This is a genomic window from Sphingomonas sp. Root720 (genome assembly GCF_001428605.1).
Taxonomy (GTDB): domain Bacteria; phylum Pseudomonadota; class Alphaproteobacteria; order Sphingomonadales; family Sphingomonadaceae; genus Rhizorhabdus.
Map to the genome: position 1 here is coordinate 267956 of NZ_LMID01000001.1, position 23411 is coordinate 291366.

The 23411-nt window shown below is 62.1% G+C and carries 16 protein-coding genes and 1 pseudogene; 8 read left to right on the forward strand and 9 right to left on the reverse strand.

Features of this window, described 5'->3' with window-relative positions; all coding sequences use genetic code 11:
- Positions 1-52: 52 nt before the first annotated feature.
- Positions 53-1459 (reverse strand): amino acid permease, encoded by a 1407-nt coding sequence (locus ASE22_RS01315; protein WP_056550258.1) that lies wholly within the window; start codon positions 1457-1459, stop codon positions 53-55.
- Positions 1460-1624: 165 nt separating this feature from the next.
- Between ASE22_RS01315 and ASE22_RS01320 the strand changes: the two genes are divergently transcribed.
- The gene (locus tag ASE22_RS01320) at positions 1625-2173 is read left to right on the forward strand and encodes a MarR family winged helix-turn-helix transcriptional regulator (RefSeq protein WP_162248276.1); all 549 of its coding nucleotides are present in this window, start codon (positions 1625-1627) and stop codon (positions 2171-2173) included.
- A gap of 23 nt (positions 2174-2196) precedes the next feature.
- Here the strand turns inward: ASE22_RS01320 and ASE22_RS01325 are convergent, their stop codons facing one another.
- From ASE22_RS01325 to ASE22_RS01340, 4 genes are read right to left on the reverse strand one after another with little or no spacing between them, the layout of a single operon-like run.
- Entirely contained in the window at positions 2197-5700 is a 3504-nt protein-coding gene (locus ASE22_RS01325) for an indolepyruvate ferredoxin oxidoreductase family protein (RefSeq protein WP_056353904.1), read from the reverse strand.
- A 58-nt stretch (positions 5701-5758) separates the two neighbouring features.
- Positions 5759-6823, reverse strand: coding sequence for a DUF2817 domain-containing protein (locus tag ASE22_RS01330; protein WP_056353907.1), 1065 nt, complete (start codon positions 6821-6823; stop codon positions 5759-5761).
- 54 nt (positions 6824-6877) lie between these two features.
- A complete protein-coding gene (locus ASE22_RS01335; RefSeq protein WP_056353910.1) occupies positions 6878-9262 on the reverse strand; it encodes a TonB-dependent receptor in 2385 nt (794 codons plus the stop codon).
- Between the two features lie 39 nt (positions 9263-9301).
- On the reverse strand, positions 9302-10600 hold the full coding sequence (locus ASE22_RS01340) for an MFS transporter (protein ID WP_162257085.1): 1299 nt from the start codon (positions 10598-10600) through the stop codon (positions 9302-9304).
- Between the two features lie 77 nt (positions 10601-10677).
- On the opposite strand from ASE22_RS01340, the gene ASE22_RS01345 reads away from it, so the two are divergent.
- Together ASE22_RS01345 and trpS are read left to right on the forward strand one after the other, a co-directional pair.
- Positions 10678-12063 carry an FAD-binding oxidoreductase gene (locus ASE22_RS01345; protein WP_200933257.1) on the forward strand — a complete coding sequence of 462 codons (1386 nt, stop codon included), beginning with the start codon at positions 10678-10680 and terminating at the stop codon, positions 12061-12063.
- Between the two features lie 48 nt (positions 12064-12111).
- A complete protein-coding gene (trpS, locus tag ASE22_RS01350) occupies positions 12112-13110 on the forward strand; it encodes a tryptophan--tRNA ligase (RefSeq protein ID WP_056353919.1) in 999 nt (332 codons plus the stop codon).
- Between the two features lie 616 nt (positions 13111-13726).
- On the opposite strand, the pseudogene ASE22_RS26570 reads toward trpS, so the two are convergent.
- From ASE22_RS26570 to ASE22_RS01370, 4 genes and pseudogenes are all read right to left on the reverse strand, one after another.
- Positions 13727-14065, reverse strand: a pseudogene (locus ASE22_RS26570) (IS3 family transposase); the annotation flags it as partial.
- A gap of 96 nt (positions 14066-14161) precedes the next feature.
- Positions 14162-14959 (reverse strand): SDR family NAD(P)-dependent oxidoreductase, encoded by a 798-nt coding sequence (locus ASE22_RS01360; protein WP_056353926.1) that lies wholly within the window; start codon positions 14957-14959, stop codon positions 14162-14164.
- Positions 14956-15732, reverse strand: coding sequence for an SDR family NAD(P)-dependent oxidoreductase (locus ASE22_RS01365; RefSeq protein ID WP_056353930.1), 777 nt, complete (start codon positions 15730-15732; stop codon positions 14956-14958). The genes ASE22_RS01360 and ASE22_RS01365 overlap by 4 nt, the downstream gene beginning before the upstream one ends.
- Positions 15733-15904: 172 nt before the next feature.
- Entirely contained in the window at positions 15905-16408 is a 504-nt protein-coding gene (locus tag ASE22_RS01370; RefSeq protein ID WP_056353935.1) for an Lrp/AsnC family transcriptional regulator, read from the reverse strand.
- A 235-nt stretch (positions 16409-16643) separates the two neighbouring features.
- Here ASE22_RS01370 and ASE22_RS01375 point away from each other — a divergent pair, with 235 nt between their 5' ends.
- The 5 genes from ASE22_RS01375 to ribB all read left to right on the forward strand — a co-directional run bounded on the left by ASE22_RS01375 (position 16644) and on the right by ribB (position 22845).
- Positions 16644-17522 carry an AraC family transcriptional regulator gene (locus ASE22_RS01375; protein WP_082545757.1) on the forward strand — a complete coding sequence of 293 codons (879 nt, stop codon included), beginning with the start codon at positions 16644-16646 and terminating at the stop codon, positions 17520-17522.
- A gap of 331 nt (positions 17523-17853) precedes the next feature.
- The gene (locus ASE22_RS01380; protein ID WP_056353937.1) at positions 17854-18993 is read left to right on the forward strand and encodes an LLM class flavin-dependent oxidoreductase; all 1140 of its coding nucleotides are present in this window, start codon (positions 17854-17856) and stop codon (positions 18991-18993) included.
- 29 nt (positions 18994-19022) lie between these two features.
- Entirely contained in the window at positions 19023-19811 is a 789-nt protein-coding gene (locus tag ASE22_RS01385; RefSeq protein ID WP_056353939.1) for an enoyl-CoA hydratase/isomerase family protein, read from the forward strand.
- Between the two features lies 1 nt (position 19812).
- Entirely contained in the window at positions 19813-21660 is a 1848-nt protein-coding gene (locus ASE22_RS01390; RefSeq protein WP_056353942.1) for an AMP-dependent synthetase/ligase, read from the forward strand.
- A 72-nt stretch (positions 21661-21732) separates the two neighbouring features.
- Positions 21733-22845, forward strand: a complete 1113-nt coding sequence (gene ribB, locus ASE22_RS01395; RefSeq protein WP_056353944.1) for a 3,4-dihydroxy-2-butanone-4-phosphate synthase — start codon at positions 21733-21735, stop codon at positions 22843-22845.
- Positions 22846-23411: the final 566 nt, after the last annotated feature.

Consider the following 23411-nt stretch of genomic DNA (forward strand, 5'->3'; position numbering starts at 1 on the left):
CCGCCTAATCGTCTCTTATGAGATTAGTATCAAGCAAAATGACTCTCAGATGTCAAGTACCGCCGCGCATCGCCCGGGGGCGGGAGTAAGCGAAATAAACAGCCACGCCCGCGCCTAGCCACAGCAGGAAAGCGATCCAGGTGACCCCCGGCAGGAAGGTCATCAGCACGCCGCACCATAAGGCCCCGGCCAGCGGGACGAGCGGCGAAAGCGGCGTCCGGAATGGGCGGGGCAGATCGGGACGGACGCGGCGCAGGACGACGATACCGACGCAGACGATCGCGAAGGCGAGCAGCGTGCCGATCGCGATGATCTCACCCAGCAGATGGACCGGAAACAGGCCCGCCAGAGCGATCGCGATCGCCGCGATCAGCTTCACGCCCTTCACCGGGGTACGCGTCTTGGGGTCGATCTCACCGAACAGCGCCGGCAGCAGCCGATCGCGCGACATGGCCAGGAAGATGCGCGACTGGCCGAGCATCACGACCATCACCCCCGAAGCGAGCCCGATGATCGTGGTGACACTCAGCACCGGTCGCAACCAGGCGAGGCTCGGCCCGCCATGAACCAGCGCGACGTTGAGCGGGTTGGCGACGCCGAGTTCGCGATAGGGCGAGAGGCCCGTCATCACCAGCGACAGCGCGACATAGGTCAGGGTCACGACGCCCAGCGCGCCCAGGATCGCGACCGGCATGGTGCGTTGCGGGTTCTTCGCCTCCTGCGCGGTGGTCGACACCGCATCGAACCCCAGGAAGGCGACGAACACGACCGCAGCGCCGCGGACGACCCCGCTCCAGCCGAAGCTGCCAAAGCTGCCGTCATTCGGCGGAATGAAGGGCTGCCAGTTGGACAGGTCGACCTGCGCCGCACCAAACAGCACGAACAGCGCGATCGCCCCGACCTTCAGTCCCGCGACGACCCAGTTGAACGCGACCGACTTGCGCAACCCACCCGTCAGCACCGTGGCGACGAGCAGGATCAGCAGCATCGCCGGCAGGTTGATCACCGCCCCGCTGAGGCCGAACCCCGTCGCGGCGTCATAGGCGATCGGCGGCGCGGACCAGCGAGCGGGCAGCGGATGGCCGGCGCCGGACAGGAAGGCGCCGGTATAGGCCGACCACCCCACCGCGATCAGGCTGCACACCACGAGATAGTCAAGGATTAGAATCCAGCCGACCAGCCAGCCGGCGAAGCGCCCCATGGTGAAGGTAACATAGCTGTAGGCGCTGCCAGCGACAGGCAGCATCGCCGCATATTCGGCATAACAGAGGCCCGCGAGCAAGCAGGCCATGCCGGCGATCACAAAGGACAGCGATATGCCGGGCCCGGCAAAGGAGGCAGCGGCTACGCCAGTGAGCACGAACGCGCCGGCCCCGATGATCCCTCCGACGCCGAGGGCGATGATCGAGATCGGTCCCAGCGTCCGATCGAGGCCATCGGGGCCCTGTTCCTTCTCCATGCGGCTCATTCTCCTCGACGGACTTCACAGGCGGGCGCCACAGGGGATCACCGATGCGACAGCCCCCGTCCACGCAGCACGCGGCCCTTTGGCGGGCAATTGCTCCTATATGAGACTAATTGCAAGATGTTGTCGATCCGTTGTCGGATGGTTATGATCGCCTGCATGGACAAGACCACCACCGCCTCGGGAGAGGCCGTTTCGCCCGCCCTGCCCACCGATCTGGCCGCCCGGCGCGAGCTGTTCTTCGGCGACAATCTCGCTTTCGCGATCATGGTGTTGTCGAACATGATCGCGCGCAACACCACCGCGCGGGTGCTCGCCTCGGCCGAGTTGACGATCCACGAGTGGCGGACGCTGCGCCTGGTGCAGATCTTCGGGCCGCTCGTCGCGGTCGATATCATCGACACGCTGGCAATGGACAAGACCACGGTCAGCCGCAACATCACCGCGCTGTACCAGCACGGCTTCCTCGAACTGCATCCGAACCCCAGCGACCGGCGCCATACATTGATCTCAGTTACGCCCGCCGGCGCCAAGAGGATCGCCTCGATCCTGCCCGCCGACGAGGAGGCCGACGCCTCCTATGAACGCCACCTCACCGTCACCGAGAAGCGCCAGCTCAGCAAGCTGCTGCTCAAGCTCTATCGTGGATCGAAGCAGAGCTATGACGAACTGACCCAGGCCGGCCGGAAGCGTCGCCCGCGTGCCTGACGCACGCGACGCCCCCTTACTCCTCAGGCGGTCGTCTCTTCCTGCAATAATTCCGCAACCGCCATCGCATCGGCGGCACCCAGCCTGGTCCGGAGCAGCTCTGCTTCCTTATCCGCGGTCTCGACCGACCGGTCCTTGACCGGGCCATAGCCCCGAATGCGCTCCGGAAGAGCCAGCAGCGCCAAGGCGTCCGTCAGCCAATCAGCGGACATTGTTTTGGCGGCCATGTCCAGCACCCGCTCGACGTCGCGCTCATAGTCGACGATCAACCGACGCTCGACGACGCGGTCGTGGCTGTAGCCGAACGGATCGAAGCGCGAGCCCCGCAGGAAGCGCAGCTTGGCGAGCAGGCCGAAGGCGGTCAGCATCCAGCCGCCGAAGCTGATCTTGCGCGGTTCGCCCGTCGCCGGATCGGGCCGCGCCAGCAGCGGCGGCGCAAGCCGGAAGCTCAGCCGATAATCGCCCTCAAACTGTTCGGTGAGCTTCCGCCGGAAATCGGGATGCGCATAGAGGCGGGCGACCTCATATTCGTCCTTATAGGCAAGCAGCTTGAAATAATTGCGCGCGACCGCGAGACCTATCGCCTCGCCCTTGTCCAGATGCGCGGTGGCCGTCCGGACGCGCTCGACCAGCAGGCGGTAGCGATCGGCATAAGCCTGGTCCTGATAATCGCGCAGGAAGGCGGCGCGGCGATCGATCACATCGGCCAGGGTCTTGGCGGGTGGCGAGCGCACCTCTTCAGGCAGGATCGGCGCCACCGCGTCGCGGATCGCCGATGGTCGATGCGCCGCCAAGCGACCGAGGCCGAAGGTCCGGATCGTCTCCGCCACCGCGACGCCGTTCAACGCGATCGCGCCATGGATCGCGTCGATCGACAGCGGGACCAATCCGCGCTGAAAGGCCATGCCGAGCATGAACAAATTGGTCGCGATCGAGTCGCTCGTCAGTGCCGTGGCCAGCCGGGCAGCATCGATCGTCTCGACCTTGTCGGTGCCCGCTGCCTTGCGGACATGGCCGATCGTCAGCGCTGTCCGGAAATCGAAATCGGGGTTGGTCGCGAAAGCACCGGGCGCCGATTCATCGGTGTTGAGGAGGATATGGGTGCGATCCGGCCGGATCGTCGAGATCACGTCGGGCTGGGCGGTCACCATCGCGTCGCAGCCGAGGATCAAGTCCGCCTGCCCCTCACCGATCCTGGGGCCCATCGCTTCGCCGGCGGCGCCAATGCGGACATGGCTGGTCACGGCGCCGAATTTCTGGGCCATGCCCATCCGATCGTGGACCACGCCCTCCAGCCCGTCGAGCCGGGCGGCCATCGTCAGGATCGCGCCGACGGTCACGACGCCTGTCCCGCCGATCCCCGCGATCAGGATGCCATAGGGGTCGGCTTCGGCCGGCTCGCGGTGGACCGGATCTGGCAGCGAAGCCAATTCGCTTTCGAGCCGGGCGACGACCGGCCGGCCGGATTGCCGCACCTTGCCGCCCTCGACGATCACGAAGCTGGGGCAGAAGCCCTTGGTGCAGGACATATCCTTGTTGCACGCCGACTGATCGATGCGACGCTTCCGGCCGAACTCGGTCTCGATCGGCACCACCGACAGGCAGTTGGACTTGCGCCCGCAATCGCCGCAGCCCTCGCACACCAAGTCGTTGATGAAGACGCGTGTGGCGGGCTCCGCCATCAGGCCGCGCTTGCGACGGCGGCGCTTCTCGGTCGCGCAGACCTGATCGTAGATCAGCAGGCTGACACCCTTCACCTCGCGCAATTCGCGCTGCACGGCGTCGAGATCGTCGCGGTGCGAGACCGTGGTCCCCGGGGGCAGATCCGTGACGGCGCGATACGCTTCGGGCTGTTCGGCGACGATGGCGATACGGCTCACGCCCTCGGCCGCCATCTCGCGGGCGATCTGCGGCACCGTGATCTGTCCGTCGACGGCCTGTCCGCCGGTCATCGCCACGGCGTCGTTGAACAGCACCTTGTAGGTGATGTTGACCCCGGCTGAGACGGCGGCGCGGATCGCGAGCGATCCCGAATGATGATAGGTGCCCTCGCCCAGATTCTGGAAGATGTGCGGCTGGTCGGTAAATGGCACCTGCCCGATCCAGGTCGCGCCCTCGCCGCCCATATGGGTGTGGGTCGCGGTGTTACGATCGGGCGAGAACATCGCCATGCCATGGCAGCCGATGCCGGCCATGGCGCGGCTGCCCTCCGGCACCTTGGTCGAGCTGTTGTGCGGACAGCCCGAGCAGAAGAAAGGCGTGCGGGCGACGGGCGGAGCCAGAGTACGGGCGACGTCGCCTTGGGCGCCGAGCTGCCGCGCCCGATCGCGCGCAGCTTCAGGCAGATCGGGAAGGAAACGGGCGAGCGCTAACGCTATCTGCGCCGGCGAGATTTCCCCAACATCGGTGAACAGCGCAGCGCCCTCGGCGTCGCGGCGGCCATAGAGGATCGGCCGCGTGGGCGCGCTGTATAGCAATGCCTTGATCTGCTCCTCCATGATCGGCCGTTTTTCCTCGACGACCATCAGTGCGGGATGCCGCCCGGCAAAGCCGGTCACGATCTCGGGCTCGAGCGGCCAGGGTGCGCCGATCTTGAGGATCGAGACACCGAGCGACGCGGCTTCGTTCAACGACAGGCCGAGCAGGCGGAGCCCTTCGACCGTGTCGAGATAGGATTTGCCGGCGGTAACGATGCCCAACACCGGCCGGTTCGCCTCGACGACGATCCGGTTGATATCGTTCTCACGCAGATAGGCGAGCATCCGGGGCAGCTTCAGTTCGTGGAAGCGGCGCTCGCCCGCCGGCCAGGGGTCGGGCCAGCGGACATGCGGTGCCGCGAGATCGGCGCAGGATTGTGGCAGGCGCCGATCGGGGACCAGCGCCCCCAGGTCGACGATCGTGGTGCTGTTGACGGTTTCGGGCACGGTCTTGAGCCCCACCCACAGACCGGCGAAGCGCGACAGCGCATAGCCGTGCAGCCCGAAGCGGACGATCTCGCCGATATCCGACGGGTAGAGCACCGGTATCTGCATATCGGCGAAGGTGGGTTCGCAATGGTGCGGCTGCGCCGAGGATTTGAGCGCATGATCGTCGCCCACCACCGCGAGCACCCCCCCGAGCGGCGAGGTGCCACCGCTGCTGGCGTGGCGGATCACGTCGACGCTCTGATCGAGCCCCGCGCCCTTGCCGTACCACATGCCGAACACGCCCTCGACCCGCGCCTTCGGGTCAAGCTGGAGCGTCTGCGTCCCCCAGACGGCGGTCGCGGCGAGCGCTTCGTTGATGCCGCCCTGGAAGCGGATGCCGAGCGGTTCCAGATGGCGTTTCGCCCGGATAAAGTCCTGATCCAGCGTCGACAGCGGCGATCCGCGATAGCCCGAACAGAAGCCAGCGGTGTCATTCCCGGCGGCGTGATCCAGACGGCGCTGCATCATCATCAGGAGGACCAGGGCCTGGGTGCCCGACAGCATGGCCGGTCCGGCCTGCCGGGTGTAGCGATCCTCCAGGGTAACGGCTTCATCAGACATAATTTCTCTTTCAGAATTACTCTTATATGAGAGTATATCTGCGAGATCGACGATCAGGTCAAGAGCCCGCCAATCCGACCAGCGCCTGGCGAACGGTCTGCCGCGTGCGCTGCAGGATGGCCCAGCGCCATTCGGAATCGTCGGGGTAGAAGGCCGCGAACAAGCGGGCGCGGATCGCCGCGGCATCCGGATGGTCCTCTCCGCCATGATGGTACAGCCAATGCTCGTCGAGCAGCGCACCCAGCATCGCGACGGCATCGACCGTGCCGAACTCCAGCACCAGCGAGGTCAGCCGGGCGGAGCCGACGGCCTCGGCATAGATCTCGGTCGTCTGGCCGCGCACGGTATAATGTTCGGGATTGTCGGCGCCAGCGGTCGCATCGATCGTCCAGGGGCCGAACCAGCGGCACGACCGCTCGAAATCGGCGAGCGACTGGAACGACCCCAGGCAGCCATAGCCATAGGGACCAAGCCCGGAATGGATGTCGATGCAAACGACATCAGCCGCCGCCGCCGCCTGCTCCGCCACCAGCGCCAGCAGGGTGGCGTTCGACCAGGCAAGCCGATCGCCACCATAAGCGAAACCGTCCGGATGATTATATTGACCTTGCAGCAGCGCCGAGCGGTAGCGCGTGGCGACCGCTTTCGCGCCCCCCTGCCCCGCCACCCATTCGCGGCCGTGCGGACCGCTCACCTCGGTATGGAGCGCATCATAGGCAGCGTTCTTCGGCCGATCGGCCAGAGCAACGACGCCGTTGCGGCAGAGATCGACATTGTCTTCGTTGACGCGGCGGATGTTGGCCGCGCCCCACGGATTGATCGCATGGACCAGCAGGACCGCCGTATCGGCCGGCAGCGCGGCGAAATCACCTTCCTCGAGCAGCCCGACCTGGCTGCCCGATCCGCACAGCAATTCGGGACCGTGGACCCCGGAGGTCAGCACCAGCAGGCGCCGCGCGTTCGGCGATCCGATCCGGGCCGCGTCCATCGACAGCGGCCGATCCGGAGTCGACAGCGGGTGCGGGCGGGTGATCAGAGTCAGCTCGCTCTTGTCCACCGCCTGTTCGAAATGTTCACGCGCCTGCCCATAGGTGCCGGCGAAATACTCTTCCCAGGATGACATCGTCTCTCCTTGCCCGAACGGCCCGACGCCGGATGGCGCCGGGCCGCGCCGGCCTCAATTGAAACGGAAGCGCGCCGTCACATACCATTCGGCCCCAACCGAGAAGGAGGCGCTGGTCTGCCCCAGCCCCGCCGGGTCGGCCAGGCCACCCTGGATGAACCGCTTGTTGGTCAGGTTACGAGCACCCGCCTGCAACGACCAGCGCTCCTCTTCCGGCAGCAGCGTCGCGCTGACATTTACGATCGTATAACCCCTCTGCCGCAGCACGGGGGCGTTCTCGATGTCCGGCGAATAGGCCGAGCGATAGGACACGTCGCCGCGGAAGGAGATGCGTCCCCAATCGGCCAGCGGAAGATCCTGCGACGCGCCGCCGCTCAACTGCCACTTCGACACATAGGGCAGTTTGGTGGCAAGGGTGACGCCCTGCGCGCCTGGATCTAGCCGGGTCAGCTTGGCATCGGTGTAGCTCACCGCCGCGTTGAGGCGGCTGCCGTCGAACGGCGTCGCCTCGGCCTCGGCCTCGAAGCCCTTGATGCGGCCGTCGCCGGCATTTTGCGGCCGGGTGGCGATGCCGTCGAAGAAATTGACCTGAATGTCCGAATAGTCGGTGTAAAAGGCCGCCAGGTTGAGGCGCAGCCGCTTGTCGAACAGGGTGCTCTTGAAGCCGGCTTCGTAGACCGCGACCTTTTCCGGTCCGAAGGCCGGGACCGGGTTGGGCTGGTTGACGCCGTTCACGACAACGTTTCGACCCGGCATGATGCGCTGTGCGAAGCCGCCGCTCTTATAGCCTTCGGAATAGGAGGCGTAGGTGAGGATGTCCGGCGCCCACTTATATTCGACGCTGGCCTTCGGCGACCAGTCCGAGATGGTCTGGTCGACCGAACCCCGGGGAACCAGCGGATCGAGCCAGCGCAGTGCACCGTTGAACTGCGGGAGCAGGCCGATGCCGCGACGGCGTGCCTCGAACGCGTATTGATCGGGATCGAATTCCTTCTTCTCCCACGAATAGCGCAGGCCGGCGGTCACGCTGAGGCCCTCGGCGATCTTCAGTGTGTTCTGGGTGAAGCCCGCCCAGGTGGTGTTGCGGATCTTGCCGCCGCTCTGGAACGGGAAGGTCGGATCGCTGAACACGCCCGGGAACAAAAAGTCGCGGAAGCCGCTGTTGAAGGTGACCAGATTGATGTTGTTGCCGGTTTCCCGGAAATAATAGCCGCCGACCAGGAAGTTCAGGCGGTTGTCGAAGGCCGAGCCGGCCAACTGCAATTCCTCGCTGAACTGCTTCTGGTCGTAGAGATCCTCGGTCTGCACGACGGTAAGCGGCGAGCCGTCGCCGTCGAGCGCGAAATGCGCGTCCAGGGTGCGGTAGCCGGTTAGCGACTTCAGCGTCACCGTCGGCGACAGCTTCAGGGTCGCGATCGCCGAGGTGCCGATGACGTCGGTATTCGAATAATTGCCGAAGCCCGCGAAGGAGGTGTTGATGCTCGACGGGATATAGCTCGATGCCAGATATTCGGGCCGGCCGGCGGCCCGCTGTTGCGCGTTGAAAGTGGCGACGAAGGGCCCGCAGGGGTTGATCGCCACGCAATCGCCTATCTCGACGATGCTCGATGCGGTCGAATCGTCACGGGCGCGCAGGAAATCGGCCGAGAGGTCGAGGGTGAAGTCGGTGCTCGGTTCCCAGCTGATCGCGCCCTTGCCCGCCAGGCGTTTATAGCCGCCGGCCTTGCCGTTCAGCAGCGGCAGATCCTGATAACCGTCGCGGTTGAGCGACGCGATCGAGAAGCGGGACTTCAGCGTCTCGCTGATCGGCAAGTCGACCGATGCCTTCATATCGATGCGGTTGAAACGGCCATAGGTCGCCTCGACCGAACCGCCGAACTCGTTGCCCGGCCGGCGCGTGACGATGTTCATCGCGCCGCCGACAGCGTTCTTGCCGAACAGCGTGCCCTGCGGACCGCGGAGCACCTCGACCCGGTCGATGTCTACGAAGTCGAGCAGCGCGCCGACCGAACGAGCAACGTAGATGCCGTCGACATAGAGGCCGACACCGGGCTCAGTCGTCAGCGTCCAGTCGAGCTGACCGATGCCGCGGATGAAGATCGAAGCCTGAGTGGAATTGCCGTTGCTGCGGGCGGCAGCGCCGATGTTCACCGACGGTGCGAACTGCGCGACCTGGGTGATGTCGGTGACACCGCGCTGGGCGAGCGCCGCACCGGTCAACGCAGTCACCGCAACGGGTGTGTCCTGAAGCCGCTCTTCGCGACGACGCGCGGTGACGACAATGTCGCCGATGCGGCCGGCGGAGTCGTCCACTTCGGCAGTCTGGGGTACAGCCGCCGCTCCAACGACAGCCTGCGCCTGCGCCGAACCGGTGCCGGCCAATGCGGTCGCGAGGGCAAAACAGCTCGCCGCGAAGAACAACCGGTAGTCCTTGTTCATTTCAGTCCCCTTCTCTCATTATTTTCCTGTGCACTTCATTCAAAACTGACGGAGGCGTGCCGAAATCGTCCGCAGCGGCGCCCGGCCGAGAATAAGCAGGCCAGTGGCAACGATCGCGGCGACACCAGCGACACTCGCGAGGGCGCTTCCCAGCGGCAGCCCCGAGCCCGCGATTAGCGGGACGAGCGCAGGCCCTGCGGCCGAACCGAGGATCCCGGTCATCAGCACATAGAGCCCGGAGACGGTGCCCCGGATTTCGGGCGGTGCGGACAGTTGCAGCGCGGAAGCGGCCAGCCCCAGCGGGAAGCTGACGAAGAAGCAGAGAGCGGCGAGCGCGGCATAGACGAGCGCCCCTTGCCCCACCGCGAAGGTCGCGACTGAGATCGACAGGCCCAAGGTGCCGAGCGCCCCGAACGTCATCGGTGCCGCCGCCCGACCGCGCGACACCCCGCGATCGGCCAGCGCGCCCGCTACGACAATGCCGGCGACGCTGAAGGTCAGATGCAGACAGCCCAGCACGAGGCCGACATGACCGAGCGAGAAGCCGTGATCGCGGGCCAACGCGGTTGGCGTCCAGGCGATCACTGCCTGCGCCGCCAGAGCGAACAGCCCAAAGCCGATCAGATGACAGATGTAGAAGAGTCGATTGGCGCGCAGATAGGCGAAGGCACCGGTTGCACGCGTCTCGGAACCAGCCTCGGGCTTCGGCCGCCGTGGCTCGCGGAACCGGACCACCAGCGCCGCGAGCGGAAGCCCGGCAGCACCGACCGCGCACATTACCACGCGCCAGTTGCTGAAATGCGGCCCCGCCGTATCGCCCCTCTGCAGCGACACGAAACTGCCCGCCCCAAGGATCAGCGCGGCGCCGACCCCGACCCACACGCCGGCCGAGAACATCGACAGCGCGCTCGACACCTTGTGTCGCGGAAAATGGCTGGCGATCAGGCCGTAAGCCGCAGGGGCAAGTACCGCCTCCCCCGCGCCGACCAACATCCGGCCGACCAGCAGCGCCTCAAAGCTGGTAGCCAGGCCGCAGAAGATCGTCGCCCCGCTCCAGAGCAGGCAGCCGCAACAGATCAGCGCCGCCCGGGGCAGCCGATCCGACAGAATGCCAAGCGGCAGGCTCAGCACCAGGTAAAGTGCCGCAAACGCAGGTCCGATCAATATACCCATCTGGGTATCGGACAGCGACAGCTCCGCCCGGATCGGGTCGACGAAAAGGTTGAGGACGGTGCGATCGGCGAAGGATAGGACGTAGATAGCCGCAAGCACGGCCAACAGGCGACCTTCGCGCCCTGCTCCCCGTTCCTTCAGGCTGACGTCCAACGCAGCGGCCACACCTAGTTCCTTTAGTTGTAAAACATATCCTAACCTGACATAATCCGTCTTGCAAGTAGTCTCGTATGGGAGTTGTTGTGAGTGAAGGCAGTTTTGCGATGGCTCGGGATTGGTTGGCACTTTTCGCCGATACCGGTGCCGAGTTGACCTGCGTCGAAGCAATCCGCGCGCGACATGCTCGCGGGGAGCATCACTATGACGGCCCGCTGCCAGATGCCGTCCTTTTCCCGACATCGATTGATCAGGTGTGTCAGACGGTAGATATCTGCCGAAAAGCGCAAATCCCGATTATCCCGTTCGGTGCGGGCACGTCGATCGAAGGCGGAGTGACGGCGCCTGCCGGCGGTCTCTGTTTGGATCTCAGCCGCATGAATCGGATTCTAAAGCTGCGACCGGAGGATCAGGATGCTACCGTCGAAGCGGGGGTGACCCGCCTGCAACTTAACGCCCAGCTTCGAGACAGCGGCTATTTCTTCCCTGTTGATCCGGGCGCGGATGCCACCCTCGGCGGTATGGCAGAGACGCGGGCCTCGGGAACCAATGCCGTGCGCTACGGCACAATGCGGGAGAATGTCGTCAGCACGACGATCGTCACAGGTAATGCTCAGATCGTCAGGACGGCAGGACGCGCCCGTAAATCATCCGCGGGATATGACCTGACTCGATTGATTGTCGGCTCGGAGGGGACATTGGGCATAATCGTAGACCTGACGGTTCGACTCCACGCGATCCCGGAGGCCATGTCGGTAGCGCGCTGTTGCTTCGCCGATCTACGAACTGCGGTCGAATGCGTCACGATGCTGGTCCAACTCGGCATATCCGCATCCCGCATCGAGTTTCTGGATGAGATCGCCATCGCCGCCTGCAACCGCGACAACAGGCTTGATCTTCCGGAACGAATCACTTTGTTCATCGAATTGGCCGGAGCACCACATGCGGTACAGTCGGAAACACGGGTTTTGGCTCAGGTGGCGGCAGAAAACGGGGCCGAGGCGGTCCATTGGGCTTCCGATCCAGACGGTCGTCAAGCGCTTTGGCGGGCCCGCCACGCGGCCTATCATTCATGTCTTCGCCTAATGCCTGGTTCGCCGGCTTTTTCCAGCGATGTGTGCGTGCCGATTTCCGGCCTGCCTGACTGCGTCGCGCAGACCCGGCGGGATATCGATCGCGAAGGTCTACTGGCCACCATCGCCGGACATGTCGGCGATGGTAATTTTCACGTCTTGTTTCTTCCCGATCCAAAAGAAGCTGGACAGGTAACGGCGGCGCGGGGCATTTACGACCGCCTTGTCAGCCGCGCCATTGCGATGGGCGGTACGTGTAGCGGGGAACATGGGATTGGCACCTCAAAAAGGCTGAAGCTGATCGAGGAACATGGCGAAGCGGGTGTCGCTATGATGAGGGCGATAAAGAGCGCACTGGATCCGCACGGCATCCTCAATCCCGGCAAGGTACTGCCTTGACGGTCAGGCCCACGACAACAGCGGAATTTTGCGGTTAAAAGGGTGAAAATGCAAACACGTATCTTTTCCGGCATCCAACCGACCGGAGCGCTTCATCTCGGCAATTATCTCGGCGCCATCAAGAACTGGGTGGCGATGCAGAACGAGATGGAATCAATCTACTGCATCGTCGATTTGCATGCGATCACGATGAAGCATGATCCAGCGCAACTGCGCGCGGATACGCGGAGCATGGCCGCCGCGCTGCTGGCCTGCGGCATCGACCCCGCCAATTCGATCCTCTTCAACCAGTCGATGGTTCGCGCCCATACCGAACTGGCTTGGACTCTGAGCTGCGTCGCCCGCATGGGTTGGCTGAGCCGGATGACCCAGTTCAAGGACAAGGCCGGCAAGAACCGGGAACAGGTCAGTGTCGGGTTGTTCACCTATCCGGTGCTGATGGCGGCCGACATCCTGCTCTACAAGGCGACGCATGTCCCCGTCGGCGACGATCAGAAACAGCATCTGGAACTGGCACGCGACATCGCGCAGAAATTCAATCTCGATTTCGGCAGCGAGCTGTTTCCGCTGCCTGAACCGATTATCCCGCGCGAAACCGCCCGGGTGATGAGTCTGCGCGACGGCACCGCCAAGATGAGCAAATCGGACCCGTCCGACATGAGCCGGATCAACCTCACCGATACGGCCGACACGATCAGCCTCAAAATCCAGAAAGCCCGCACCGATCCAGGTGCTCTACCCGCCACCGAGGCCGAATTGGAAGGCAGACCAGAGGCGCGTAATCTCATCGGTATCTACGCCTCCATCACGGGAAGCACGATCCAGGCTGTGCTGGATCAGTTTTCCGGCCAGGGTTTCGGCGCCTTCAAACCGACCCTCGCCGCAGCGCTCAACGACCATCTGGGGCCAATCGCCACGAGGTTGCGCGAGTTCGAAGCCAATCCGGAGCAGATCGATCAGTTGCTGCGAAAGGGCGCCGAGCAGGCGGCGCAGATCGCCGATCCGATCATGGCGCAGGTGAAGGATGTCGTAGGCTTTCTCGTTTAAGCCACGATGCGAGCATGGTCCTGGCTATTTCCAAGGCCATGCTCGCTGACCATGCGAGGCCCGACACTTAGGTCTTGAAGCTCCAGGCATGCCTACCATGGCGAGGCGGTTCGCGATCAACTATAGCCAGCAGCTTCGAAAACACTCGCAAGCTGGTCGAACTTCTCTACCGCCGCCTCCGGCAGATCTGCAGTATGTGTAAACATAACCAGCCTCTCGGGGCGATAAGAGGCTATCAGCAGAGACGTGCAGGCGAAAATGGCTTCACGAGCAACGCGTCGATCCATTTTGTCCTTGATTACGGAGCGCGTCTCCATTCCATCCCAAATGGAACGCCCGCTGCCGTCAGCCTCAAATGTCTGAACCCAGCATCGCACTGAATAGACCTCAACGCCAATATCCTGCATAAATGAAACCAGAACACGGTAACCCGAACCTTGGCCTCACCGTCATAGCCCGGTTCGCATTCTGCGGTCATCTCAGTCGCATCATCGCAAACGACAATTTCTGCTGGATCTATGGGCAAATCGAGGCAGCGAGCAAACATTGGTCGATTTGCGCATGGTAGGCGGACCGCTCTCGAGTGCTGAATACCAACGTCAGTCTTTTGCGAGTAGACGCCTTCCGCTTTCAAAATCTGCTGCCGTTCGAACTCGACGGGTGGCAGCATCCCGTTCCTGGGTGCTTGCGCACCGGGTTGTAGAATCTCGATGTAATCGAACATGTCCTGCCGGGCTTCCTCGCGTGTTTTGTAGGTCCGACGCCGGCTGCGCTCAGGCTTGAGCGACGAGAAGAAGCTCTCGGCGACGGCATTGTCGTGGCAGTTGCCACGCCGGCTCATCGAGTGCTCAAGATTGTGGGCCCGGATGAAAGGCAGCCCAGTCCATGCTGGTGAACTGCGAGCCTTAGTTCGAGTGGGTCATTACCCGGTGCTTCGGCTGCGCCGCCATACTGAAGTTGGGCTTCCCCATCGTCGCCTCCTGTCATCAAAATTAGGATCGAAGGCGTCCAGAAATTTAGGGCTACTCACAAACCATTGGCAGCCGCGCTCTCAGAAACTGGCTTGCCCAAGCTTCCGCGGTTTGGCGAAGGGAAGGGATGTCGAAAGACCGCCATCGACCACCAAGGCCTGACCGTTGATGTATGCGGCTTCGTCGGAGGCAAGGAACGCAATGGTGCGTGCGATCTCGACCGGTTCGCCGCCGCGCTTGAGCGGATTAAGCTGTCCGATCAAATCTTCACGGCCTTTGGATCGGGCGACGGCGTAGAGATCCTGTGTCATGCCAGTATCGACCAGTCCGGGACACACCGCATTCACGCGAATTCCGGAACCTGTAAGCTGCTGTGCCGCCCCTTGGACCAGATTGATTACGCCCGCCTTCGACGCCGAATAGGCCAGGCCGCCGGCCCCCGCACGCAGGCCTGCGACCGACGCAGTGCAGACGATCGCCCCCGGCCGTCCTGCATCTATCATTGCCTTCGCCCCGTGCTTGATGGCAAGAAATGGCCCGATCAGGTTTACCTGCAAGAGCGACTGCCAGTCCTCCGCGCTCTGTTCGAAGAGACCGGCCATGCCGCCGCTTATCCCGGCGTTGGCGCAGATAATATCCAGCCCACCATGCCGTTCCACAGCGGTCGCCACCATCGCGGCGACCTCTCGCTCGTCGCCCGCGTTTCCGAGTACGGTCACGATGGAATCGACACGGACGGGCCCTGGCCTGGCGGTTATGTTGAGGTCGACGGCGATCACATTGGCGCCCTCATCAGCAAAGAGGTCCACAGTCGCCTTTCCAATTCCGGATGCCGCCCCCGTTACAAGGACGCTCTTCCCGTCGAAACGCGCGCTCATAGAATGCCTTTTATCGTGCTGCCGCCATCGATGATGATGGTCTGGCCACTCACAAAGTTGCTTGCGTTTGATGCAAGAAATACCGCCGCGCCTGCGATATCACGTGGCTCGCCGATCCGGCCAAGGGGCGTCGACTGCTGAAGTTTCGACAGGGCCTGGGAATCCTCCCACAGGGCGCGCGCGAAATCCGTTCGTATTACGCCCGGTGCAATAGCGTTAACGCGGATGTTGTGCGGGCCGAGTTCGAGAGCCAGATTACGGACGAGCTGAAAATCTGCCGCCTTTGAGATATTGTATGCACCTATGACATCCGAACCCATAAGTCCGCCGATCGATGAGACGACAATTATTGAGCCATCCTGACGTTCGATCATTTCTGAGGCCACCATCTGTATCAGCCAGTGATTGGCCAGGACGTTGTTGGCGAAAACCTTTTGGAATTGCTCGTCGCTGATTCCTCCCATAGGGCCATAATAGGGATTGGTCGCGGCATTGCAGACAAGAATGTCAATTCGACCGAAGCACCGTCGTGTCTCTTCCACCAGCGCCTGAAGTGCAGACTTGTCAGAAATGTTCGCCGCGACTGCAATTGCGCGGTTCTCGCCATATGCCGCATTGATGGCGCTGGCGACTTCCTCGCACGCCGACTGTCTGCGGCTGGAGATCACAACAGTCGCACCTGCTTCGACCAGCGCTTCCGCGACGGCTCGCCCGATACCTCGTGATGAACCTGTTATGAGGGCGACCTTACCCGTCAGGTCGAAAAGTTTCATGTTCTTCCTCTCGCCGGATCCAACTGATGGAGCCGGGACACGTATAGAAATTGGCGCCTTGCCGGCAGCTTCATCAACCCCACAAATCTTTGTTGATGCGGCTAGAGTTCTGTCCCGGCGCGACCGACGAAGGCCGTTTGGATCGGCCCTGCAGGATCGATTGCTTGGGCGCCTAGGCGTCTAGCCGCAGGCTCAGCTTTCTCGAAGCATCGATAGGCAGTGCAGTTTTATATGTGACTTGCTTCAGCACGAGATTAGAGCGGATCCCGGCAACACCCTCGATCTTCGACAGCTTGCTTGAGATCAGCCACTCAAGCTCGTCCACGTCCCGAACCACGACGCGAAGAAGAAAGTCACATTCGCCCGTCATCCAATTGCACTCCATGACCTCCGGGAGCATCTCTACGGCTGACTGGAAGTGTTCGAGCGCGGCGCGCGGCTGCTTATCAAGCGAGATCTGAATATAGGCGTTGACTTCCAGCCCCATCACTTTCGGATTTAGCAGTGTCACCCGGCGCGAGATGATGCCGGTCTGTTCCAGCTTCCTGACCCGGGTGAGGCACGGGGAAGGAGACAGGTTAACCCTGTCCGCTAGTTCCACATTCGTGAGATTTGCGTCCCTTTGCAGCTCGTTGAGAATCTTGATGTCTGTTCTGTCGAGCGTGAGCATGTTCATCGTTGCCAGCCTTTCTCCGCCTCGGGAGACTCCAACGGCAAATCCGCCAGGCGATCGGCATTTAATTCCGCGGAGCAGTACATCGCGATTTTCAGCCTTTCGCTTCGTCGGCCTTTTGCCAGAACCACGGCAGAGTATATGCCTGCCAAGCTGTGGCAGGATTCATATGATTGCCAAATTATATCGCAAAACGGACAAAGTGACGCTATGAGCGGGCCCAAGGAGGCTGACCAGTATGTCCGAGATGGCACCGATCACGGGACATTCCGCCACGAGCAGCGCCGTGAACGCGGAGATCATGAGGCCGTGGAGCGTGGAGGGCCTGCGCGTCAGCTTCGCGTCGTTCGACCCTGACGAAATGCCAAGGCCGGTGATCTCTACGGAAGTGCCGCGCAAGGAGAACGACGACGAGTTGCCGATCCACAAGCATCGCAAAGGCCAACTCGTGGTGAGCGCCCAAGGCTCGATCGCGTGCAGGACGCTCGATGGCATACGGATCGTCCCGTCGAACGGGGCGGTATGGGTTCCCGGCGGCGTGGCACACAGGATATCGATCCCGGACAATGGACGGTCCTATTGCATGTTCATCGACCCGAAAGTGGCTCCGCTTCCGAATACGTGTGCCACCTTTTCGATCAATCCGATGCTTCGCGAGATGATCATGCACATGGCGAAATTGCCCGCGCTCTACCCCTTGGAAGGGCCGACGAGCCGGCTCGCGCAAGTCATTCTGGATGAACTGGCCCAGATGAAGGCGGAGCCATTGCACTTTCCCATCACCACGCACCCCAAGATCCAGCTCATCGCCGCGGCGCTACTCGAAGCGCCTGACGACCGCAGGACGATACGAGAATGGGCGGGAAAGGTGGCGACAAGCGAGCGCACATTGGCCCGCCTGATCCTGAAGCATACGGGCATGACGTTCGGCCGGTGGCGCCAGCAGCTGCACATCGTTATCGCGGTGCAGAAACTGGGCTTCGGGGCCACCGTACAGACCATTTCGCAAGACTTGGGCTATGACTCCCCAAGCGCCTTCACCGCGATGTTCAAGAAATATATGGGCCAGCCTCCCCGCAGATATCTTCAGGATCGCGCCGAGGTCGAGGCGGCTTGAACCGAGATAGGTATTTTGTTGCCGCAATAAGCCAGTAGCCGCCGTCTAGCGGACCCGACGGCACAGGCCTTCAGCCGGTCGGCACCGGCTCAGATTTCCGGGTCACATACTTCCCGCCTCTCGCAAGCAATCCTTGTACGCTCGCGACCGATCGACCCGCGCGGCTGCACGCCTCGGCGCTGGGCAGGCACCGCCTGCAGTGAGCTTGAACAACGCAACAAAGTTCTGCGGCTTCAGGCCATATCCTTTGCATTCGGCAGGTTCTGCCGACGGCTTGGTGAGACCGTTCACGCATCGGATGAATCGGCGACTGGCCGGAAGGAGCGGTGAAGTGTCTATCAATTTTGGTTTCTGGTCGGAGCAGGAGACGCAGGTCGGGCAAAGCTATGCACGGCGCCTTCACGAACTCGTTGATGAGGCGGTGCTTGCGGAGAAGATGGGTTTCGACCTCGTCTCCCTGTCCGAACAGCATCTGGCACTCGGCGGTATCTCGAGTTCAGCGCCCGAAGTCGTATACGGATATCTTGCAGCGAAGACCTCAAGGATCAGACTGCGCCCCTCGGTGGTCCTCATGCCCAAAAACTTCAACCATGCGCTGCGCACGGCGGAGCGTGCGGCTGTGATCGACATCCTGTCGAACGGGCGCTACGAGCTTTACTGCGGCCGGGCGAACACGACGATTGCCATGCGTGGCTTCAATGTGGACCCTTCCGAGACACAGGAGCAGATGGAAGAAGGCATGGACCTGATCCGTGAAGCCTTCACCAACGACGTCTTCACGTTCAAGGGCAAGCATTACCAAGTTCCCCCGCGCATGCTGGTCCCAAAACCGCTGCAGAAACCCTATCCGGCCATGGGTATTGCCGCCACGAGCGAGCGCAGCCACGCCTGGGCTGGCGAGCAGGGTCTCGCCGTGATGAGCCACAGCCTGTACAAGGGCTGGGATGTTCAGTCCAAGCTGATCGAGGCCTATAAGTCCAACTGGCGACGTGATCCCACGGGGCCACTCGACAAGCCGCGCATCGGCATGCCGCTCTTCATCGGCATCGGAAATACCGATCAGGAAGCATACGACACTTATTCCCAGCCGCTTAAGCACTATGCGCGCATTTCAACCTCGGGCTATCCCAAGCTCGCCCAGCTCTCGAAAGACTATGCCTATATGGCTGAGGGTGCGGAAGCACTGCAGCGGGCAGCCGGCGACTGGGATTATCTGATCAACGAATCCGCCAGCCTTGTATGCGGCAGCCCGGACACCGTGATCCGTCAGCTGGAGAGATATGTCGACCTTGGGATCGACGAGATTCTCTTTCATCTCGACTCCGTTCCACATGCCGAGATCATGAAGGCGATCGATCTGATCGGGCGTCACGTCATTCCGTACTTCAAGGACCGCAACAATGTCGTGCGGGATTATGACGACGTGCTCGAGCAAATCCGCTCCATGCGCGAGCCCGCAGCCGCCGCCTGACCCCCGACCGAATTCCGGAGACACAAAATATGAAAGATCGCGCCTACGAGGGGCTGCTCGTTGAACTTCGCGACAGCGGAGTAGCTGTCGTCACCATGAACCGGCCCGAAATACTGAATGCGATCAGCTGGCCGATGCATTCCGCGCTCGAGCAGGTCTTTGTCGATCTCGACAACGATCCAAAGGTGAAGGCTATCGTGCTTACCGGCGCAGGTCGCGGCTTCTGTTCCGGGGGCGATCAGAACTCGCTCGACGACGGTTTGCACACCATCTCGCCAACCCGTTCGGGGAGGCATCTCATCCGCAATATGCTGGAGATCGAGTCCCCTCTGATCGCCGCGGTGAATGGCGTCGCCGTCGGTTTGGGCGCTACGCTCGCCCTCTACTGCGATGTCGTCTTCGCCGACCCCAGCGCCCGATTTGCCGACACGCATGTGACGGCCGGGGTAGTCGCTGGCGATGGCGGCGCTATTATCTGGCCGATGTTGCTCGGCCCCGTGCGCGCCAAGCATTATCTGATGACCGGCGAATTCATATCGGCGGAGGAGGCCGCCGCAGCGGGCATGATCAACAAGGTCATTCCGGACGGCAAGGTTCTCGATCACGCGATCCAATATGCGGAAATGCTGGCCAGCGGGCCGCGAGATGCCATTATCTGGACAAAATACGCCGTAAACAAACTCATCAAGGAACAGGTCCACCTGAACCTCGATACCGCTGCCGCGCATGAAATGCTGACGTTCGTCAGCCCCGAGCGGAAGGAAGCGGTGGCGGCGTTCCGTGACAAGCGCAAGCGCTTCGCTGAAGGCAACCGCTGAAGTGAGCACGGTCCATCCTGCCGCTTTCGACGACGACACGCTGCCCTCATTGTTGCGGGATCGCCGCGATACGATCAGCGACCAGGCTGCGTTTTTCCAGAAACGGGGCAGTGAATGGCACAGGACGAACTGGGGCGAATTTGCCCGGAAAGTCTCGCGCCTATCACGCGCGCTGCTCGATAGCGGCCTGAAAAAGGGCGATTATGTCGCGATCATGGGCGATGTGTCGCAGGAATGGGTCATTGCCTTCATGGCGACGGCTTGCGCGGGTGGGGTGGCGGTCGGGATATATTTCACCTCTTCGGCCGAGGAAGTGGATTATTACCTCGTTGACTGCGGCGCCAGATTCATGTTCGTCGCCGGGGAGAAGGAACTCCGCGTCGCCCTTCGCGCCAGCCGCGCGACCGCGCTTGAGAAGATCATCACCTTCGATTCCGACGTGACCCCCGCAGACAACGTCCTTTCGCTATCGGCTTTTGCGGCTTCGGCTTCCAACTGCTCAGCTCTGCTGGACGAGCAGGCTGAGGTGGCAGGGCCCGACGATATGGCCTGCGTCGTTTACACCTCGGGAACGACCGCCAACCCCAAAGGCGCAATGCTGACCCACCGCTCCCTCATCGAAGGTGTCGCGACCACGCGTTGCTTTTGCCCGGCGCTTTTTACCGAAGCCCAGCGTGTCGTGGTTCACCTTCCCATCTCCCACGTCGTGGGTCTCGGCCAGGGAATCGTGCTGCCGCTTATCAGCCGGGTCCTTCCCTATTTCGGGGAAAGCAGCGCCGATTTCGCCGCGACCATTCGCGAGGTGAAGCCGACCTACTGGATGGCACCGCCGCGTTTCTATCAACGCTATGCCGCCGAGCTTGCCAGCAAGATCAACGCCTCCAGCCCGGCAAAAAGAAAATCCTACCATCTGGCGATGTCGATCGGTCAAAAGGCACTTGCCGACCGTCAAGCGGCGGGGCCGGGAAGTTCGCTTCTTCAGGCGCTGTTCGAGACGTGCCGCGAGGAGGTTTTCATACCGCTGCTCGCGGAGATCGGACTCCATGAGCTGAAATATCCCTATACGGCGTCGGCGCCCATGTCGTCCGACGTCATGAAACTGTGGCAGACTTGGGGCTTGAACTTGAAGGAATGCTACGGCCAGACCGAACTGGTCGGCGCGAATGCCGCGCAGCTGAGGGACTGGTCACAGGCTGGCACGATCGGCGAGGCCATCGCCGACCCGCGCTGGAAAACGCGGGTGGCCGGTGATGGCGAAATGCTGGTCAAGGGACCCGGCCTCTTCATAGGATATTTGAACAAGCCGGACGACACGGTGGACGCCTTGCGTGACGGATGGCTCCATACGGGCGACATAGTGGAGTTGCGGCCTGATGGCCTGCTTGCTCTCATCGATCGGAAAAAGGAGATCATCAACACCTCCGGCGGCAAGTCGATCAGTCCAGCGCAGATCGAGAATGAGCTGCGCCAGAGCCCCTATATTTCTGAAGCGGCGGTATGCGGTGACGGCCGGAAATATCTCGTTGCACTCATTGAAGTCGACCGGATCGCGATGATGGATTGGGCGAAGGAACGGGTTGGCACGATCAACAATTATTCCGACCTGTGTACGTCAGAGGCTGTCATTCATCTCATCGAAGGCGAGGTCGCGAAAGCCAATCAGAAGCTCGCGCAAGTCGAACAAATCAAGGCTTTCCGAATCCTTCATGAAGAACTCACCGTCGAAAACGGCGTAATGACGGCGACACGAAAGAAGCGCCGAAAAAAACTGAATGATCGTTACAAGGAAATTATTGATTCGTTGTACGACGACTCAGAAGAATCCATCATTAGAAAAGCGCTTCTATAATTTATAGATCACTAAGAACATGCCGTTCCGGACACTCTTAGATTCAACTGCTGCCAGCGCGAGAGTGTGCACATGACAGATTTTCATTCCCAGCCTCGCGACATCCTCTTGGCGTCCACGGCAGAGATAATCAACGAGGCCCGCAATGGCCGGATGTTCATTCTCGTTGACGACGAGGACCGGGAGAATGAAGGAGATCTTGTCATTCCGGCGCAGATGGCAACACCGACCGCCATCAATTTCATGGCGACGCACGGCAGAGGACTGATCTGCCTCGCTCTCGACAGGAAGCGAGTCGAACAGCTCGGACTCGATCTTATGAGCCCGAACAATGGCACCCGACATGAGACCGCCTTCACCGCGTCCATCGAGGCGCGCGAGGGCGTGTCCACCGGTATTTCAACTGCTGATCGGGCGCGAACGGTGGCGGTTGCCATAGACGGCACCAAGGGTCCCGAACACATCGTCACGCCCGGTCATGTATTTCCGTTGATCGCGAGGCCGGGCGGAGTCCTCGTCCGGGCCGGGCACACTGAGGCGGCCGTGGATGTCGCGCGGCTCGCGGGCCTCAATCCCTCGGGCGTCATCTGCGAAATCATGAACGACGACGGGACGATGGCCCGTCTGGACGACCTCGTCGACTTTGCGCAGTTGCACGGCCTCAAGATCGGCACGATCCGCGACCTGATTGCTCATCGGCGCCGCCACGACCATGATGTTGAGCGGCTCGCCACCGCCAGGATCGAGAGCAGATGGGGCGGCGAATGGACTGCCATCTCGTTTCGTAACAAGGCCGTCCAAAGCGAGGCCATCGCGCTGGTGAAAGGGAGCATCGATCCGGGCGCGGCCACACTGGTGCGAATGCATGCTCTCGACATCTTCGCAGATGTCCTGGGACAGGCGGACGACCGGAGCGACCTGCTGTCCCGTGCGATGGAGGAGATTGCGCGCGAAGGCAACGGTGTCGTTGTGCTGTTCAGCCGCGATGTGCCGATGTCCCGCCTCCTTCGCGTCAAGGCGGGCGAACCTCTGGTCGACCGCAAGGAATTGCGCGACTATGGCGTTGGCGCCCAAGTGCTGGCCGAACTCGGTATCCACGACATGATCCTTCTCACCAACTCGCGCAACACACCGGTTGCGCTCGAAGGCTATGGTCTCAACATCCTGGAGCGCAGGAGTCTCTAGGCCAGGGGTGCGCTTTCACTGAACCGCCCCAGGATTGCCCGAGGCCCGTTGGCTTGAATTATGCGGCCATGGCGGAAGGGTCAGCATGACGTGGTAGCGCTCCTATGCTTCGGCAGGAGAGTAGGCTTCACGGCTGGCCCGTATCGCGCCGGCTAAACCCAGATCGCTCATCAGCCGTTCTGCCGTGCAGCGGGCGATTCCGAAGCCCTTCGCGCCGCGCGTCGGGCTTCCGCGCGTTCATCCCGCGAACGCACAGGGACTGACGCACCGGATCGCATGCTTGTGCCGGACGCTCATGAGAGGTGGGTCCAAACTTGTCCGTCGTCTTGCTTTTCTCAGACCATATTTCTCAGGAGGCAGGGCCTCCGGCAATCGAGGGCCGTTGAGCCGACCCGCGAAAATGGGCGGCACATTATTCCGCGAGCCCTGCCCTCCCCGCATGAGATCGGAAGCTCATGCTGTGCGGTCCGTGGGAGTTTGCCTGATTGAAAGGTGACAAGGACATCTGCGGGCCCGAACCGCCTGTCGATCGCTTCAACCCGTGACCACCCCATATTGCGGTGTCA

Excerpts from the sequence above, each read along its gene's own strand:
- ASE22_RS01315 (WP_056550258.1), bottom strand. The coding sequence starts at position 1,459 with ATGGAGAAGGAACAGGGCCCCGATGGCCTCGATCGGACGCTGGGACCG.
- ASE22_RS01320 (WP_162248276.1), top strand. The coding sequence starts at position 1,625 with ATGGACAAGACCACCACCGCCTCGGGAGAGGCCGTTTCGCCCGCCCTG.
- ASE22_RS01325 (WP_056353904.1), bottom strand. The coding sequence starts at position 5,700 with ATGTCTGATGAAGCCGTTACCCTGGAGGATCGCTACACCCGGCAGGCC.
- ASE22_RS01330 (WP_056353907.1), bottom strand. The coding sequence starts at position 6,823 with ATGTCATCCTGGGAAGAGTATTTCGCCGGCACCTATGGGCAGGCGCGT.
- ASE22_RS01335 (WP_056353910.1), bottom strand. The coding sequence starts at position 9,262 with ATGAACAAGGACTACCGGTTGTTCTTCGCGGCGAGCTGTTTTGCCCTC.
- trpS (WP_056353919.1), top strand. The coding sequence starts at position 12,112 with ATGCAAACACGTATCTTTTCCGGCATCCAACCGACCGGAGCGCTTCAT.
- ASE22_RS01360 (WP_056353926.1), bottom strand. The coding sequence starts at position 14,959 with ATGAGCGCGCGTTTCGACGGGAAGAGCGTCCTTGTAACGGGGGCGGCA.
- ASE22_RS01365 (WP_056353930.1), bottom strand. The coding sequence starts at position 15,732 with ATGAAACTTTTCGACCTGACGGGTAAGGTCGCCCTCATAACAGGTTCA.
- ASE22_RS01370 (WP_056353935.1), bottom strand. The coding sequence starts at position 16,408 with ATGAACATGCTCACGCTCGACAGAACAGACATCAAGATTCTCAACGAG.
- ASE22_RS01375 (WP_082545757.1), top strand. The coding sequence starts at position 16,644 with ATGTCCGAGATGGCACCGATCACGGGACATTCCGCCACGAGCAGCGCC.
- ASE22_RS01385 (WP_056353939.1), top strand. The coding sequence starts at position 19,023 with ATGAAAGATCGCGCCTACGAGGGGCTGCTCGTTGAACTTCGCGACAGC.
- ribB (WP_056353944.1), top strand. The coding sequence starts at position 21,733 with ATGACAGATTTTCATTCCCAGCCTCGCGACATCCTCTTGGCGTCCACG.